This window comes from Microbacterium esteraromaticum (assembly GCF_017303215.1).
Taxonomy (GTDB): domain Bacteria; phylum Actinomycetota; class Actinomycetes; order Actinomycetales; family Microbacteriaceae; genus Microbacterium; species Microbacterium esteraromaticum_C.
This window is the reverse complement of sequence record NZ_JAEMWU010000001.1, coordinates 1,187,021-1,203,368: the sequence shown is the minus strand read 5'-3', so window position 1 is coordinate 1,203,368 and position 16,348 is coordinate 1,187,021. Positions and strand designations below refer to the sequence as shown.

Genomic DNA, 16,348 nt, shown 5'->3' with positions numbered 1-16,348 from the left:
CGGCCCGACTCCGTCGTGTTATCGATTCTAAGCGCCAGACGCCTGCAGGTATTCCGAGAATGAACCCGCCCGGAATCTCGATACGGACACGGATGGTGCGGATTTCGTATCGGGCAGGTTACGCTCAGTGCGACGTCCGTCACCGAACAGCCACCCGGAGCTGTTCGGAGCACTCGATGTGGAGGATGCGTGGGACTCAGATCAACGGCGCTTCGGCGTCCCCGAAACGGGCTGATCGCGCTGTTGACAGCGCTACTGGCCGCCTTTCTCGTGCTCGCGATACCCGCGGGATCTGCTTTCGCAGAGACGACCGATGACGGGCAGGAGGTGACGGACTTCTACTTCGCCGGCAACATAACCTTCGAAGGCCAGCCAATCGACGGCGTCGGCGTATCAGTCGAGGGCAACGGTTTCGAAGGCGAGACCACAACGGATCCCGAAGGCCGTTGGCGCCTCTACGTGCCCGACAAGGAGAAGTACACGATCTCGATCGATGAAGACACGCTGCCCGACGGCGTGATCGTCGATCCGGCACTGCTGCCGGAAGGTGTGAGTGCCGTCGAGGGCACGAGCGGGTCGTTCGAGGCCGAGTTCGGCCTCACCGGCACGAAGATCGTGAACCTCTTCCTCGGCCAGGGCGAGCGGGTCACCGTATCGTTCCTCGACCAGCTGATCTCGCGCACCGTCGGCGGCATCAACTTCGGTCTGCTGCTGGGTCTGGCGTCGATGGGCGCCGCGCTCATCTACGGCACCACGAGGTTGTCGAACTTCGCACACGGCGAGATGGTCACCTGGGGTGGCGTCGTCGTGGTGCTGGTCACCTCGTTCTGGCAGCTGCCGCTGTGGCTCGGCCTGATCGCAGCGGTGGTCGCAGGTGGAGCCCTGGGCTGGGCGATGGATGCCGGCCTCTGGCGCCCGTTGCGCCGGCGTGGTCTGGGCATCGTGCAGCTGATGATCGTCAGCATCGGCCTCTCGCTCGCGCTGCGCTACACGATGCAGTACATGATCGGTGGCGGCACGCACCAGGCGCCCGGCGCCAGCCCGACGCCCATGAAGCTGGGGCCGATCACCCTGTCGTACATCGACCTCATCGGCATGGCGATCAGCATCGTCGTGATCCTCGCCATGGCGTACTTCCTCACCCGCACCCGCATCGGCAAGGCGACCAGAGCGATCTCCGACAACCCGCAGCTGGCTGCGGCATCGGGCATCGACGTCGACAAGGTCGTGCGGATCGTATGGATCATCGCCGGTTCGCTGGCGGCGCTCTCGGGCATCCTGTGGACCTACTTCCGCCCCGGCGTGAAGTGGGACATGGGTATGCAGATGCTGCTGCTGATCTTCTGCGCGATCACGCTCGGCGGCCTGGGTTCGGCGATCGGCGCTCTGATCGGATCGCTCATCGTCGGCATCGCCGTCGAGGTCTCGACATTGCTGGGAGTGCCGTCGGATCTGAAGTACGCATCCGCTCTGGTGGCGCTGATCGTCATCCTGCTGGTCAGGCCGCAGGGTCTGCTCGGGCGCAAGGAAAGGCTGGGCTGACACATGGACTTCGGATCGATCTTCGGCAACACCGCCGCCTACCTGTTCAGCCCCGTCACCATCGCCTACGCGCTGGCGGCGACCGGCCTCGCCGTGCACTTCGGCTACGCCGGACTGCTCAACTTCGGTATGGCCGCATTCATGGCCATCGGGGCGTACGGCTACGCCATCCCCGTCCTGATGCTCGGGGTTCCGTGGTGGGTGGGCATGCTCATCGGGCTCTTCGGCGGCGCCGTGTTCGCCCTGCTTCTGGGCATCCCGACTCTGCGTCTCCGAGCCGACTACCTCGCCATCGCGACGATCGCGACGGCAGAGGTGGTACGGCTGCTGTTCCTCACCCAGCTGTTCGAGGACGTCACGGGCGCGGCCGGTGGCCGCTCGGGCTATCACGGCAGCTTCCGCGCGGCGAACCCCTTCCCCGAGGGCGTCTACGGCTTCGGCCCGTGGACGTACAGTGCCACCGAGCTGTGGGATCGCGTGTTCGGGCTGTTCCTGCTGGCCGTCGCCATCCTGCTGGTCTGGGCGCTGATGCGCAGCCCCTGGGGGCGCGTGCTCAAGGGCATCCGCGAAGACGAGGACGCCGTGCGTTCGCTCGGCAAGAACGTCTTCTCGTACAAGATGCAGGCGCTCGTCATCGGCGGTGTCATGGGTGCCGCCGGCGGCATCGTGTTCGTGTTGCCCTCGGCGGTCGTGCCGGGCAGCTACTCGACGTCGCTGACGTTCTTCCTGTGGACCGTGCTGCTGCTCGGTGGTGCCGCGACCGTGTTCGGTCCGACGCTGGGAGCTGTGCTGTTCTGGGTGCTGTTCGCCTTCCTCGGCAACCTGCTGCCGCAGATGGCGTCGGCCGGATACCTGCCGATGTCGACCACACAGGCCGAGGTGGTGCGCTGGATCCTCGCCGGCGTGGCACTGATGCTCATCGTGATCTACCGCCCACAGGGCATCCTCGGAGACAAGAGGGAGATGACCTTTGTCAAGTGAGAAGCGTCAGAAGTCGACCGGCCTCGCGACCGGCCCGGCTAAGCCCGGTGTCGCAAAAGTCGACCCGATCCTCGTCGTCGACGGCGTCGAGCGGCACTTCGGCGGCCTGACCGCCGTCAACGTCGAGCACCTCGAGATCCCCCGCGGGGCGATCACCGCACTGATCGGCCCGAACGGTGCCGGCAAGACCACCCTGTTCAACCTGCTGTGCGGCTTCGACAAACCCAACAGCGGCACCTGGCAGTACAACGGCAAGAACCTCGCCGGCGTCCCGTCGTTCAAGGTGGCCCGCATGGGCCAGGTGCGCACGTTCCAGCTGACCAAAGCCCTGTCGCTGCTGACCGTGCTCGAGAACATGAAGCTCGGTTCGCCCGAGCAGCCCGGCGAGCGGTTCTGGGTGAGCCTGTTTCCCGGACTGTGGCGCAAGAAGGAAGCCGAGATCGAGCAGAAGGCGCGCGAGCTGCTGACGCTGTTCAAACTCGATGCGAAGGAGAAGGACTTCGCCGCCGCGCTCTCGGGTGGGCAACGCAAGCTGCTCGAGATGGCACGCGCGCTGATGAGTGATCCGCAACTGGTGATGCTCGATGAGCCGATGGCCGGGGTCAACCCGGCCCTGACGCAGTCGTTGCTCGATCACATCCTCGGTTTGAAGGATCGCGGCATGACGGTCTTGTTCGTCGAGCACGACATGCACATGGTGCGTCACATCGCCGACTGGGTGGTGGTGATGGCCGAGGGCCGTGTGGTCGCCGAGGGTCCGCCCGAGACGGTCATGGAGGATCCCGCTGTCGTCGACGCGTACCTGGGGGCCCATCAGGATGTCGACCTGGGCGAGGTCACCGGACGCATCAGCGTCGTGTCGGATGCCGACGCGTCGCGCGTGCGCAAGAAGATCGAGGCCGAGGCCGAGGCTGAGCTCGAAGAGGAGGAGAAGAAATGACGGATGCTGACGCAGGCGCCGCACCCGAGGATGACCGCGATGTCGTCGTCGAGCTGAAGAACGTGCACGCCGGGTATCTTCCGGGCGTGAACATCCTCAACGGCGCGAACCTCGTCGCCCGCCAGGGTGAGCTGATTGGAATCATCGGCCCGAACGGCGCCGGAAAGTCGACGCTGTTGAAGTCGATCTTCGGCATGGTGCAGGTGCGGGAGGGAGACATCACCGTCAACGGCGACAGCATCGTCGGGCTGAAGGCCGACAAGCTGGTGTCGAAGGGCGTGGCGTTCGTGCCGCAGACCAACAACGTCTTCCCGTCGTTGACAATCGCCGAGAACCTGCAGATGGGGTTGTACCAGAACCCCAAGATCTACAAGGAGCGGTTGGCGTTCGTCACCGACATCTTCGCCGAGCTGGGCGCGCGGTTGAATCAGCGCGCCGGTTCGCTGTCGGGTGGTGAGCGCCAGATGGTCGCGATGTCGCGCGCTCTGATGATGGATCCGTCGGTGCTGCTGCTCGACGAGCCCTCAGCCGGCCTCTCCCCCGTGCGGCAGGATGACGCCTTCATCCGTGTCTCAGACATCAACAAGGCCGGCGTCACGACGATCATGGTCGAGCAGAATGCACGGCGTTGCCTGCAGATCTGCGACCGTGGCTACGTGCTCGATCAGGGCCGTGACGCCTATGAGGGCACCGGCCGCGAGCTGCTGGAGGATCCGAAGGTGATCGGTCTCTACCTCGGCACGCTGGGCCAAGACGCCGCATAGCCACGCCTTCCGCTGAGAAACCACCTCCCGTGTGAGAAACCACGTGGGAGGTGGTTTTTCGTGCGGCATGTGGTTTCTCACCGGATGACGAGCGGATGCCTGCGGCCGACCCCACGTCTCCTGCCGCAGCCTGCGCGCCGCCTGCGCGCGGGGCGAAGCGCGGCGCGCGAAAAGGCCCCGGATGCTGGCATCCGGGGCCTTCTCTACCGCGACTTACTTGATGCGGGTGTGGATGTTGCCCTCGCCGTACTCGTAGACGCCGATGGCTGCGCCCTTCGGGTCGTTGTTCTCATCGAACGTGATCGAGCCGGACAGGCCCTCGTAGTCGGCGACGCCGCCGTCGTTGATGATCGCGGCGCAATCGGCGAACGTCGTGCACTGTTCGCCGTCGCCCTCGCCACCCGAGACCTCGCGCATCTTGCTGGCGATGTCGGCGCCCTCGACCGACTGTGCGGCCAGTGCCGACAGTGCGATCAGCATCGTGGCGTCGTACGCCTCGGCCGAGTAGGTCACGGCGTCGATCGGGTCGTTGCCCTGGCCGGTCCAGATCTCGTTGAGCTGGTCGATGAAGTCATCGGGCAGCACAGCACCGGCGCGGGTGCCCTTCGATCCGGTCAGGTCGACCGGCAGGTCGGGCCAGTCCTTCAGGTTGCCGTCGACCAGGTACAGGCTGCCGGTGTCGACGCCCGCGTTGCCGAGCAGCGGGGCGATCGTGGCGAACTGGTCGTACGAGACGATGGCGACCGCGTCGGGGTTGGCTGCGGCGACCGTCTCGACCTGGGCGTTGTACTGGCCGTCGCCCTGGTTGTACGACGCCTCGGCGACGACCTCGCCACCGGCGGCGGCGAATGTGGCACCGATGGCCTCGGCCAGGCCCGTGCCGTACGGGTCGTTCTGGTAGATGATGCCGAGGGTCGTGTGACCGTCCTCAGCGATCTGGTTGCCGAGCACCTCGCCCTGCAGGTTGTCGCTCGGAGCGGTACGGAAGTACATCGGGCTGAGACCGGTGAAGTCTGCCGAGGTGTTCGACGGCGAGACGGTGACGATGCCGGCACCGACGTTGCCGTCGAGGATCAGCTTCGACACGCTCGACGACGCGGCGCCGACCATGGCAGTGATGCCCTCGCTCTGCAGACGCGACACCGAGGTCTCGTAGGCCTTGTTGTCGAGGTCGCCCTCATCGGCGGCGGACAGTTCGACGGTGATGCCGGCGTCGGCCTCGTTGATCTGCGCGATGGCCAGCTGCACACCGGCCTCCATCGGCGCGCCCAAGAACGCGAGCGTACCGGTGGCCGGCAGCAACGAACCCATGCTGAGCGTCAGGTCGACCGCTGCGGGCTTTTCGGCGGAATCATCCGGCTCTTCGGAGGGCGTGCTGCTGCAGCCCGAGATGACGAGTGCGGACGCGCTGACCATTGCCGCGGCCGCGAAGATCCGCGCGGTGCGCGAGCCCTTCATTGCGTTCATGTTGCTCCCTTGCGTAACTGAACGTGGTTTACCACTTGCGGGTGACTCTCACCTTAGGACGTTGACTGCCCGTCGCAACGGGTCTTCTGTCTCGGTCGCTTAACGATCTGAACCGCTCTCACACCAGAGGCGCAGGCCGCTGACGTCGTCCCCGACGGCGCTGCAGCAGCAGATCCACCACGAACACGACGATGGCGATCCACACCAGCACGAACCCGGCCCAGCGCTCGAGCGGCATGGGCTCACCCAGCACCGCCCAGCCGACGAGGAACTGCATCACCGGTGCGATGAACTGCAGCAGCCCGACCAGGCTCAAGTCGATGCGTCGCGTGCCGGCGGCGAACAGCAGCAACGGCACTGCCGTGGCGACACCGACGAAGGCGACCAGTAGCGTGTGCACCGGCGACACCGTTCCCAGCGTCAACCCTGCGGTCTGCCCGACGACGACCAGCGAGACGACGGCTACCGGAATCAGCCAGAACGACTCGAGCGTCAGGCCGCTGACGGCATCCACCGCCGAGCCGATCCGCTTCTTGACCAACCCGTACAGGCCGAACGTCAGGGTCAGCCCCACCGCGATCCAGGGGAAGTCGCCGTAGGCGACGACGATCACGACGACGGCGATCGCCGCGATGCCGATCGCGGCGGTCTGCAACCGGGTGATCCGCTCGCGCAGCACGAGCACCCCGAGAAGGACCGTGAAGATCGGGTTGATGAAATAGCCGAGGCTCGTCTCGATGACCCGATCACTGAGCGCTCCGATGAGGAACACCTGCCAGTTGACGTAGATGAGCAGCCCGGCCAGCACCGTCCATCCGAGCAGCTTCGGCCGTTGCAGAATGCCCCAGAGCGGCCGCCACCCCCGTGTGACGGTCAGGAGCACCAGGCAGAAGGCGAACGACAGCAGCACGCGCCAGGCGACCACCTCCCACGGCCCCATCGGTGCGAGCAGCACGAAGTACAGCGGCAGCACACCCCACATCAGGTAGGCACCGATGGTGTAAGCGACACCACTGCGCGAGGTTCCGCGGGCCGCAGGGCCCGACACGGAGAGGTCGGATGTCACCCTTGCACCCTATTGCCTGGGCGCCGCACCGGGGGCGCCTACGCGCGTAGATCACTCTTCCCAACGCCTGAGGAAAGTCCTATAGTGGGCGCCAGATCCAATTTCTGGACGACTGGGGATTCGGCGGAAGTGATGGGCGAGTCGGAGTACGTACTCGCGCTCGACGTAGGCACGACCAGTGTGACGACGGTGTCGGCCAGCGCCGCTGCGCGTGGAGGGTTGCAGGTGGTGCCCCTCGCGGTGGGACGCGAGAGGGCCGATATCGCGGTGGCCGCGTATGTCACCGAAGAGGGTGACGTGCTCTTCGGCGCCGAGGCCGCCGAGCGCGGGCTCGATCACCCCGAGCGGCTGGTGCGCGAGTTCACGCGTTCGGTCGGCGATGCGGTACCGATCGTCGCGGGCGGCTACGCCGTGCACGCCGAGGAGTTGGTCGCGCGGATGGCGCTGTGGATCGTGTCGACGGTCGTCGCCGAGCGCGGGTTGCGTCCCGGCGCCGTTGCGATCGCGCACCCCACGTCGTGGGCGGGGCACCGCATGGATGCCGTTCGCCGGCGACTGCGCGAGGCGGGCCTGGACGATGTGCTGCTGGTTCCGTCGGCGGTGGTGGCCGCCGAGCAGTTCGCCACGGGTGAGACGCGCGCCCATCGCGTCGGCGTCTACGACCTGGGCGGCAGCACGTTCGAGGCCAGCGCCCTGCGCGGGCTCGACCTGCTGAACGACCCGCAGCCGCTCCCGATCGGGGGCGCCGACATCGATGCGGCGCTGCTGCGGCATGTGCTGCCGTTGACGGGCGCTGACGGGGCGATCGCCGACTCCACGCGCGCCGAGTTGCGTGGTACGCACCGCGCGATCGTCACGGCGAAGGAGGCGTTGTCGTTCAGCACCGGTGCGTCGGTGGCGATCACACTCGCGGGGGCGACCCCGAGCGTGCGTGTGACGCGGTCCGAGTTGGATGCCATGGCGCGGCCCACGATCGATGCGACGATCGAGGCACTGGAGCAAGCCGTCGAGGCGGCCGGGCTCGATATGTCGGCGCTCGACGAGCTGATCCTGATTGGTGGTGCGGCGCGGATGCCGCTCATCGCCCAGCTGTTGTCGGAGCGGTTCGACCTGCCGCTGACGATGCCGGAGAACCCGCAGTACGCCGCCGCGACGGGCGCGGCGCACGCCGCGTGGACGCGTCTCGAACGATCGGATGCTGTCGCCGGCCTGCCGGTGGGCCAGACGCCGGCATCCGCTGCGGTGGGAATCGCGACGTCGGCGGTGGTGCCGGCGCCTGCCTCGGCGATGACCGCGGCGAGTGCGACGGACGTGGTGCCGGCGGCGAGCGCAGCAGAGCTCGTGCCTGCGGCCGCCGCGGGCGCTGCGGTGGTGCGTCCGTCGAGGTTCCGGATCACGTACGGCGGCGCGGCGGCTCTGGTGGCCGGCGCGGTGGTCGTGGCGACGGGGATCGTGTTCGCGTCGACGACGCCGCTGGGCGGTGGTGGGGAAGCGGCCAAGGGCGCTTCGGTCGAGAGCGGGGAGGGGCCGGGGACGATGTCGTTGCTGCGTTCGGCGTCGGCGTACTCGGCACACGAGGCGACGACGGTCGCGGATGCTGACGACGCGAGCAGCGCTGAGGCGCGCGCGGATGCTGCGGATGAGTCGTCGGCATCCGACTCTTCCCGCATTCCGAAGTCGGCGCCCGGCGTGGGTGGTCCCACGGTGGAGGCGCCTGAGGAGCTCGGTTCGGATCCCGCTCCCCCGGCCCCGCAGCCCGCGTCGGCGGGCGGCCCGCAGGTCGAGAACCCCGACCCGACTCCCACACCCACACCGGATCCGACACCGGCCCCCGCGCCTGACCCGACCTCGAATCCGGCACCCGACCCGACGCCCGACCCCGCGCCCGATCCCACTCCCGACCCGACGCCCGATCCCACTCCCGACCCCGCACCCGATCCGACACCCGACCCCGCACCCGATCCCGACCCTGCGCCGGCACCCGACCCGACACCCGATCCCGCGCCCGACCCGACGCCGGATCCCACACCCGACCCGACGTCCTCGGCTGCCCCGACTGATCCCGAGCCAACACCCTCAGACGCTCCCACCGTGAATCCGACCCCCTGACCGGAAGTGCTGAGTCGCATGTCTACGCTCATCGTCGAGAGTCCGTCCACGGGCGGGCCGTTGACATGGGAGCGCCCGTTGCGCCCTGCACTCGACGCCGTCACTCACCGCATCCCCCGAGCCGCGCTGGTGGGCACCGCGGGATCCGGAAAGTCGACAGGGCTCCATCACCTTCATGATCTGCTCGTCGAGGACTCGCGAGAGGTCGTACTCGCCCACGATGCCGTCGACGCGCTCGACGACGTGCCCGCCGAGCACGTGCTGCTGGTCGACGACCTGCACCTGCTCTCCGAGACCGAGCTGACGCAGCTGGGCGCGCGCGCCGAGGATCCGTCAGCGGCGCTGATCATCGCCCGACGCCCCTGGCCGGCACGGCCCGCGGTACGCGCCATCACCCGGCGCCTCGAGCAGCAGGTTCCTGCCATCGTGCTCGGCCACGTGTCGCGCTCGGACGTGCTCGACCATCTCGAAGCCCTCGATGTGACGATGAGCGACGACTGCATCAGTCACGTGCTGCGCAGCACGTGCGGCATGTCGTGGTTGGTCGCCGCCGCAGTGCAGCACCATGATCAGCGCGACTGCGCGTTCGATGGCTCTCATGTGGCGCTCGATCGTGCGCTGAGCGAGTTGGTGGCGCACCGCCTCGACAGCCTCGACGACGCACTGCGGCGCGCTGTCGAGACGGTGTGCGTGAGCGCGGCGGGTGAGGCCTATCCCGCATCCGACGCTGCCGACGGCGCGGATGACTGGGCGTTGCAGGGGTACGCGCAGGGGTTGCTGCTGCGCAGCGGCGACGCCTCACCACTGGTGCGCGCCGCCGTGCGCGAGGCGATGCCGACGCGCCGTCTCATCGACCTGTACGCGCACCACCCCGACGCACTGACTCAGCGCGAGGACGAACGGGCGATGCGCGATCCGCGGCTGGCTGAGGCGCTGATCGTGTCGGCCGACCGGATGCTGGCAGCCCGCCCCGACCGCGCGGCCGAGCTCTATGACACCGCCGCCGAGTACGGCGCCCCGCCCCAGCAACTGGCGGCCCGCCGCGCGCATGCGGCCTGGGCGACGGGCGATCTCGAAGGGGCCACAGGCTTCGTCGATGAGGGGGTGCGCTCGGCATCGCCCGACGAGCTCTCGCCGATGGCGGACGTATCCGCGGCGATGTGGTCGTCGCGCGGCATGATGGCGCAGGCACACGAGGTGTATCAGCTCGTACGCCCGAGCACCGTCAGCGCCCTCATGAACGCCACGATCGCGGCCCTCGGCGTCGGCGAGCAACCGGCATCCGTCCCTCCTGACGACCCGGAGCTGCCGACCGCGGCCGGGGTCTCAATGCGATTGCTGCGCACGGGCCTGCTGAGCACCGTGTCGCCGGGCCCTCCCGAGGCCGCGTTGCCCGAGCTGGTGCGCGCCGCCGAGATGTACTCCAGTGCGCAGCGCACGGATGCCGTCGTCGAGCTTCCCGCGGTGATCACCACGATCGTCGCACTCAATCTGGGCCGCCTCACGACCGCACAGAGCGTGCTCGGAGATGCCGTGGAGCGCGACCATGGCGGCCCGTGGGCGCGCACGCGACTACTGCTGTGGAGCGCGTGGGTCGCGGTGCAGCGCGCGCACCCGGTCGACGCCAAGGAGCTGCTCGAACGGGCGATGACGACGGCCCCCGCGGCATTGAGCGCCCGCGACGCAGTCCTGTTGCACAGCGTCCGTGTCGCGATTGCACGCCGCTACGACGACGCAGCGGGGCTCGAAGCTGTCTGGCGTGAGGCGCGCGGAAGCCTGCTGCGAATCGATGTCGACCTGTATCTGTTGCATCCGCTGGCCGAGTTGATCAGCGCCGCGGCGCGCGTCGGCGACGCGACCCGGGTGGCGCCTCTGCTCGACCGCGCACAGCGGATCGTCGCGGGTCTCGGCGATCCGTCGACCTGGTCGGCGCACGTCCACTGGGCGGGCATCCAGCAGGGCATTCTGCTGAGCCGACCCGATCTGCTCGCTCCGCATGCGAAGGCGCTGGTCGCCGCTGCCGGCCGTAGCCGTGTGGCGGCGAGCATGGCGCGCGCCGGCAAGGTCTGGACCGACGTGCTCGCTGGCTCGGTCGATGCGGATGCCGTCGCGAGCGCCGCCGAAGGTCTGGCCTCGGTGGGCCTGATGTGGGACGCGGCACGACTGGCCGGACATGGCGCGGCCAAGACCGACGACCGCAAGACGGCAACGCAGTTGCTCGCCTGTGCACGGGAGCTTCATCCCAACGACGGCACGCGTCGGCCTGCTCCGAACGCGGGCGATGACGCCGAGAGCGCAGCGCAGTCACCGCCGGAAGAGGTGCTCAGCGAACGCGAGATCGAGGTCGCCAGGCTGGTCGTGCAGGGCAAGACGTACGCCGAGATCGGCGAGTCGATCTTCATCTCGCCGCGCACAGCCGAACACCACATCGCGCACATCCGACGCCGGCTCGGTGCAACCTCCCGGTCCGAATTGCTGGCGCGGTTGCGTCAGTTGTTCGGTGACGGCGGGATCGGCGCGGGGTATTCGACCGAACCCCCGTGACCCCCCTACGCGGTATCGGGCAATCCCCCGATGCCGTGCGAGGACGAGGGCGCATACGATCCAAACAAGATGTGGTTCCGGCCGCCGGAGGGGGTAGAGCCGGGATGCGAGAAATGATCACAGATGTTGAAGGGGGCTGCAGATGACTTCACCAGTTGAGACGATCGCGGACGCACTGTTCGCGTTCATCTTGAGTCTGCTCAGAGATCAGGAGGCCGCCGACGAGTTCGTCGCGCGGCCCACCGCTACGCTCGCCGACAATGGCCTGCAGGACGTCTGCATGGCCGACGTCGCGGCCGTGCGGCCGGTCATCGTCGATCACCCACGGGTGATCCATCACGACACTCCACCTCCGCCGCCGCCTCCCGGCCCGGACAACCACGAGACGGTGCGCGAGATCGTCCGCATGGTGCAGCAGTACACCACTGTGGATGCCCGCTCGACGATCGTTGACCAGTCGGTGAACCAGAACATCTGGACCGAGGGCGGCGACGTCACGCAGCTGTTCGATCAAGAGGCCGTGGTCGCTTCGGGCGACGATTCGATCGCCGCCGGCGACGATGTGTCGGTCGTCGACTCCGACGTCGACATGACGGTCGGCGACGTCTCGATCGGCAACGAGACCAACGACGGCAGCTTCAACCAGACCGGCACGGTGCCCGAAGAGGGTGCCGCCGGCGACGAGGGCGCCGACGCAACGGTTGCCGAAGAGGCGACTCCCGAGGACGTCGCCACGGCCACGGCGACGACGGCTGCTGCGGTGACCGAGGTCACCGAGGCCGCGGCCCCTGCCGCCGCTCCCCCGCCGCCACCGGCCGATGTACCGGAGCCCGCGGACGTACTGGAGAGCGACATGACCGCTGGCGAGGGCGACTCGTACGGTGCGGAGTCCTCCGCCCCCGTGGACGACGCACCGCTGGATGCACCGCTCGAGGATGACTGACGCATCCCGCAGGACCGACCCGCCGCCTCCTCCTTCTCGGGAGGGGGCCGGCGGGTCGGTCGCGCGGTATGGCGCGCGCGAGTTGCCGGCCCGGCCGACGCTGGCGAGCCCCAACCAGCCTCCGGTGGTGATCAAGGCGACTCCGCCGTTCTCGATCCGACTGAGTCAGTTCCTGTGGATCATCAGCTTCGCGGTCGGTGCCTTCACCATCGTCTACCTGTTCGTCATCCGAGAGGATCTGCTGCCCGAGATCGTCGAGGTCGCTCAAACGGTGACCGAGGATCGGGCCGAGGCCACCTATGAGAGCGCCGCCGACATCGTCTTCTGGGTCGTGTTCGGGCTGCTGGTGGCGGTGCTGTTCATCCAGCTGACACTGCTGGTGTCGTTCATGGGGCGGCGCCCGCACATCCGCTGGTGGCAGTTGCTGACCTTCGGGCTGCTGGCGTTGCTGGTGCTGATGTCACCCGAGTGGATCGCGCTGGGCGCCAAAGGGGAACCACTTCAGCCGCTTCTTGCGGCGCAAGCCGCGCTTGTCGCTCTGGCTCTGCTGGCCAGCGTCATGCCCCGCGCCATCGCCTGGTCCGCTCGCCGGTTCGATGTGCGCCGCGGGCCGGAGGGCCCGGGCCAGCCCGAGCTCTGAGACGATCCCTGCCAGGGTCCGAAGAACGGCTTCGTACACCGCTGCCGCGTTCCTTTCGACCAACGGTGACGCGGCGAGCGCGCGCCACCGATCCATCTCTGAGAAGGCACGTTCACCGATGTCCACCGGAGTGGCGTCGGCAGGCAGGGCGAGGCGATCGGATGCCGTCACGCCGCCCGCCCCGAGGATGCGTGCCGCGTCGGCTGCTTCCGCTTCGCCCAACGGCAAGCCGGTGGAACGCGCCTCGGCAAGCAATGCGAGTTCGCGCAGGACGTGCGCGGAGGCGGTGAACCGCTCAATACCTGAGCGGATGCGATCGGTGCCGGGACGCGGAGCGCGTTGCACCAGTGCCTGCAGCTGCAGCACGACACCGCGCGCCTTCAACGTCTCAGAACGGGGCTGGAACTGCGTGTACACGAACTGCTGCAGTTCGATCAGCCCGCTCTGCTGTACGAGGGCATCCGACAGCTCTGACGAGGTCGTGACACCGCCGCGGATGATCGCGGTCGCCAAGCGCACCCCGAAGATGCCGAAGCGCGCGAGCAGCTCTTCACGCACCGTGACGCTGAGTCCGGTCGCATCGCTGGGGCGGGTGAAGCGGTCGGCCGAGACGAGCAGCCGCTCACGTTCGTCGCGTTCGAGCCCGGCGAGTGTGCGGAGGGCGATGAACTCACTCTCACGTAGGGTGCGCGCCCCCTCGGCCAGCAGCCCCGCGACAGGGACGACGCCGAGGGCGAGTGCCGACAGGGCTCCGTCGCGCTCGTAGCGCGCGGCGACGCGGCGTGCCGACAGCAGCGAGTCGATGCGGCCCGAGCCGATCTCATCGGTGCGCGAGAGCACAGCCACCGCGCACACGCTCTGTGCGGCTCCGGCGGCGGTGTCGCGGAACGCCTCGAGGAACCGCACGTCCGAACCATGCAGATGCCGCATGAGATAGACGACCGCGTCGGCCGCTGAGGGCGAGTCCTCAGGGGTCAGGAAGCGGGCCGTTCGCGCCGAGGTGTCGCCCGACAGCGAGGCGATGCCGGGGGTGTCGATGAGGATCAGCGATTCCAGCCCGTCCAGCGGCCACCCGACGTCGATCCAGTCGATATCCTCGGCGGTGCGGCCACCGAGGTCGAACACGAGCAGGCCCTGGTCACGCCGGATGGGCATCCGCTCGGTACGCCCATCCCGGAGGTGCACCGTGATGACGGGGGTCGATGAATAGCGGTACCAGGTGACGATCCGCGTGCACTCAGCGGTGTCGGTCGCGGCAATCCGCTCGCCCAGCAGGGCGTTCAGCAACGTGGACTTTCCTGCCTTGACGATCCCGGCCAGCGCCAGCCGCAACGGTTCGTGCAGCCGCACCTCGAGCTGGTCGATCAACGCGGTCGCCTCGCGGTCGCCCTGGTAGACGATGCGACTGGTGCGCAACAGCTCTTCGGTGTCGGCGATCACGTCGTCCGTCACCGGCTCGGCGGCCGTTGCGATCATCGTGCCGCCTTCGCACCGATCGCGCCGGCGGGTTGCGCACCGGCCCGCACGGCGGGTTCGGGTACGGGTGGCAGCGCCGGGATGGCCTTGCGCACGCTCTCGAGCTCCGCCAGGCGCGAGCGCAGTGCGACGACCCGTTGGTCACGGGTGGTGGTGAATCCGGATGCTGCCTGCTTGGCCCGTTGGAGCGCCTCGGCCAGCGAACTGTGCAGTTCCTCGGCGAGAGCGCCGAAGTGATCGCGTGTTCCCCGTTGCACCAGGCGCAACCGGTCCTTGAGCTGTTTGCCGACTTGGAATGTCACCTCGTCGATGTACTTGCGTACGATCACCTTCGCCTCCTGCTGGCGGCGACTGAGCCGATTGCTCATGTCCTCGCGGTAGGCACGGCGGCCGACGAGCACACCGGCCAGCAGCGACAGCGGGTTGATCAGCGCCATACCGATCAGTCCGGTCGCCAGGCCCACCATCAGCACACCGCCATACGACCCGCGCACGCCGATGTACATCTTCTCGGTCGCGCTGAGCTGTCCGGGGTCCAGACCGGCGATGTCATCGACCGGGTCCAGCACGCCCTGGATGTCGGAGACATCGTGGATCGGGATCTCGGATTGGTCCTGGCTGAACAGGTCGGCGACCTCTTCGGCCAGCCATCGCGAACGCTCATCGGTCCAGACGAACGTCTCCGACACCGCCGCGGTCACCCGCTGGTCCAACCACTCCCTGATCTGGTCCCAGACCGGCCCCGGATCGCCGTCGTCGATCGCCTTCTCGGCCTCGCGCTGCACCTTGCGCAGCCGATCGCGCACATCGTGTTCCATATCGGCGACGAGGTCGGCGATGCCGTCGGTGAGGGTGACCTGCCATCGGGCCGAGCGGCCGCGGAACTCGTCGGCCTTCGCCTTCGCGTTCTCGAGCTCGGCGATCATGCGTGGGGTGTCTTCTGGGTTCACCAGGGCGTTCAGTTCGGCCTTCAGCGACATCTCCAACTGGTCGACGACCGAAGCGAGTTCATGTACAGCGCTGCGCTCATGGATCACCTCGGCACGGCCCAGAACCTCTCGCCGCAGATGCGTGACGAGGGCTGGAAAGCCGGACTCCTCGTTGAGCGTGCGGTCCTGCAACTCGGCCGCGAGCAGGCGCAGGTCGCTGGAGACCGAGAAGATCGGCACGTCGTCGTGGCCGGTCAGGTGCTCGCGGTCTATTCGTTCGATGCGCCGCCACTCGGGGTACAGGTCGGTCTTGGCGAGCACGGCGGCCACGTTCGGCGAGATCCGCATGGCGTGTTGCAGGAACTGTACCTCGGGTTCGGTGTACTCCTGCGAGGCGTCCGAGACCAGCAGTACGGCATGCGCGGACGAGAGCGCAGCGAGCGTGGCCAACGAGTTCGACGACTCCAGCCCGCCGACCCCCGGCGAGTCGACGAGCGTCAGTCCGCCGCGCAGGATCTCGCGCGGCAGCAGTACCTCTGCCGCGAGCACTCCGCGTTCATTGTCGGGATTGCCGCGCTCCGAGACGTACTCGGCGAGCGATTCGAGCGATATCTGCCGCCGCTGTGGTTCGCTGTGGTCGTCGCTGCGTTCGAGCACCCATGCCGAGGGCTGATCAGCGTACCCGACCGTGGTCGGCACGCTGGTCGCCACGTCGTCGTCAACGGGGCAGGCCGGGGCATTGACGAGTGCGTTGATGAGCTTGCTCTTGCCCTGTTTGAACTCACCCACCACGATCACGCGCACGGCTGGGTCCGCCAAGCGGGCGCGTGTGTTCGCGAGCCGAGTGGCGAGGTCGTCGCGTCCCGCCGACGCGGCGAGATCGCCGACCTCATGGATGACGTCGACGATCTTGTTGTCTGCGAATGTGCGCTGCTCCGGCACGTGTC

11 protein-coding genes are annotated in these 16,348 nt (G+C 68.0%); 7 read left to right on the top strand and 4 right to left on the bottom strand.

Annotation, left to right across the window (positions count from 1 at the left end):
• Positions 1-189: 189 nt before the first annotated feature.
• From JF543_RS05455 to JF543_RS05440, 4 genes are read left to right on the top strand one after another with little or no spacing between them, the layout of a single operon-like run.
• Positions 190-1,542, top strand: a complete 1,353-nt coding sequence (locus JF543_RS05455) for a branched-chain amino acid ABC transporter permease (RefSeq protein ID WP_347401103.1) — start codon at positions 190-192, stop codon at positions 1,540-1,542.
• 3 nt (positions 1,543-1,545) lie between these two features.
• Positions 1,546-2,523, top strand: coding sequence for a branched-chain amino acid ABC transporter permease (locus tag JF543_RS05450; protein WP_206550368.1), 978 nt, complete (start codon positions 1,546-1,548; stop codon positions 2,521-2,523).
• Positions 2,513-3,463 carry an ABC transporter ATP-binding protein gene (locus tag JF543_RS05445; protein ID WP_206823035.1) on the top strand — a complete coding sequence of 317 codons (951 nt, stop codon included), beginning with the start codon at positions 2,513-2,515 and terminating at the stop codon, positions 3,461-3,463. The genes JF543_RS05450 and JF543_RS05445 overlap by 11 nt, the downstream gene beginning before the upstream one ends.
• Positions 3,460-4,227 (top strand): ABC transporter ATP-binding protein, encoded by a 768-nt coding sequence (locus tag JF543_RS05440; RefSeq protein WP_179411576.1) that lies wholly within the window; start codon positions 3,460-3,462, stop codon positions 4,225-4,227. Before JF543_RS05445 ends, JF543_RS05440 begins: the two co-directional genes overlap by 4 nt.
• Positions 4,228-4,440: 213 nt before the next feature.
• Here the strand turns inward: JF543_RS05440 and JF543_RS05435 are convergent, their stop codons facing one another.
• A complete protein-coding gene (locus JF543_RS05435; protein WP_206820907.1) occupies positions 4,441-5,694 on the bottom strand; it encodes an ABC transporter substrate-binding protein in 1,254 nt (417 codons plus the stop codon).
• Positions 5,695-5,812: 118 nt separating this feature from the next.
• The gene (rarD, locus tag JF543_RS05430; RefSeq protein ID WP_224817368.1) at positions 5,813-6,760 is read right to left on the bottom strand and encodes an EamA family transporter RarD; all 948 of its coding nucleotides are present in this window, start codon (positions 6,758-6,760) and stop codon (positions 5,813-5,815) included.
• A gap of 132 nt (positions 6,761-6,892) precedes the next feature.
• Here rarD and JF543_RS05425 point away from each other — a divergent pair, with 132 nt between their 5' ends.
• The 3 genes from JF543_RS05425 to JF543_RS05415 all read left to right on the top strand — a co-directional run bounded on the left by JF543_RS05425 (position 6,893) and on the right by JF543_RS05415 (position 12,356).
• Entirely contained in the window at positions 6,893-8,869 is a 1,977-nt protein-coding gene (locus tag JF543_RS05425) for an Hsp70 family protein (protein ID WP_206823033.1), read from the top strand.
• A gap of 18 nt (positions 8,870-8,887) precedes the next feature.
• The gene (locus tag JF543_RS05420; protein ID WP_206823032.1) at positions 8,888-11,413 is read left to right on the top strand and encodes a LuxR C-terminal-related transcriptional regulator; all 2,526 of its coding nucleotides are present in this window, start codon (positions 8,888-8,890) and stop codon (positions 11,411-11,413) included.
• Between the two features lie 142 nt (positions 11,414-11,555).
• Complete coding sequence (locus JF543_RS05415; protein ID WP_206820910.1) at positions 11,556-12,356, top strand: IniB N-terminal domain-containing protein; 801 nt, start codon at positions 11,556-11,558, stop codon at positions 12,354-12,356.
• Between the two features lie 460 nt (positions 12,357-12,816).
• On the opposite strand, the gene JF543_RS05410 is transcribed toward JF543_RS05415, so the two are convergent.
• Both JF543_RS05410 and JF543_RS05405 read right to left on the bottom strand, forming a co-directional pair.
• Positions 12,817-14,472, bottom strand: coding sequence for a GTPase (locus tag JF543_RS05410; protein WP_206823031.1), 1,656 nt, complete (start codon positions 14,470-14,472; stop codon positions 12,817-12,819).
• Complete coding sequence (locus tag JF543_RS05405; protein ID WP_347401102.1) at positions 14,469-16,343, bottom strand: dynamin family protein; 1,875 nt, start codon at positions 16,341-16,343, stop codon at positions 14,469-14,471. The genes JF543_RS05410 and JF543_RS05405 overlap by 4 nt, the downstream gene beginning before the upstream one ends.
• Positions 16,344-16,348 lie beyond the last annotated feature (5 nt).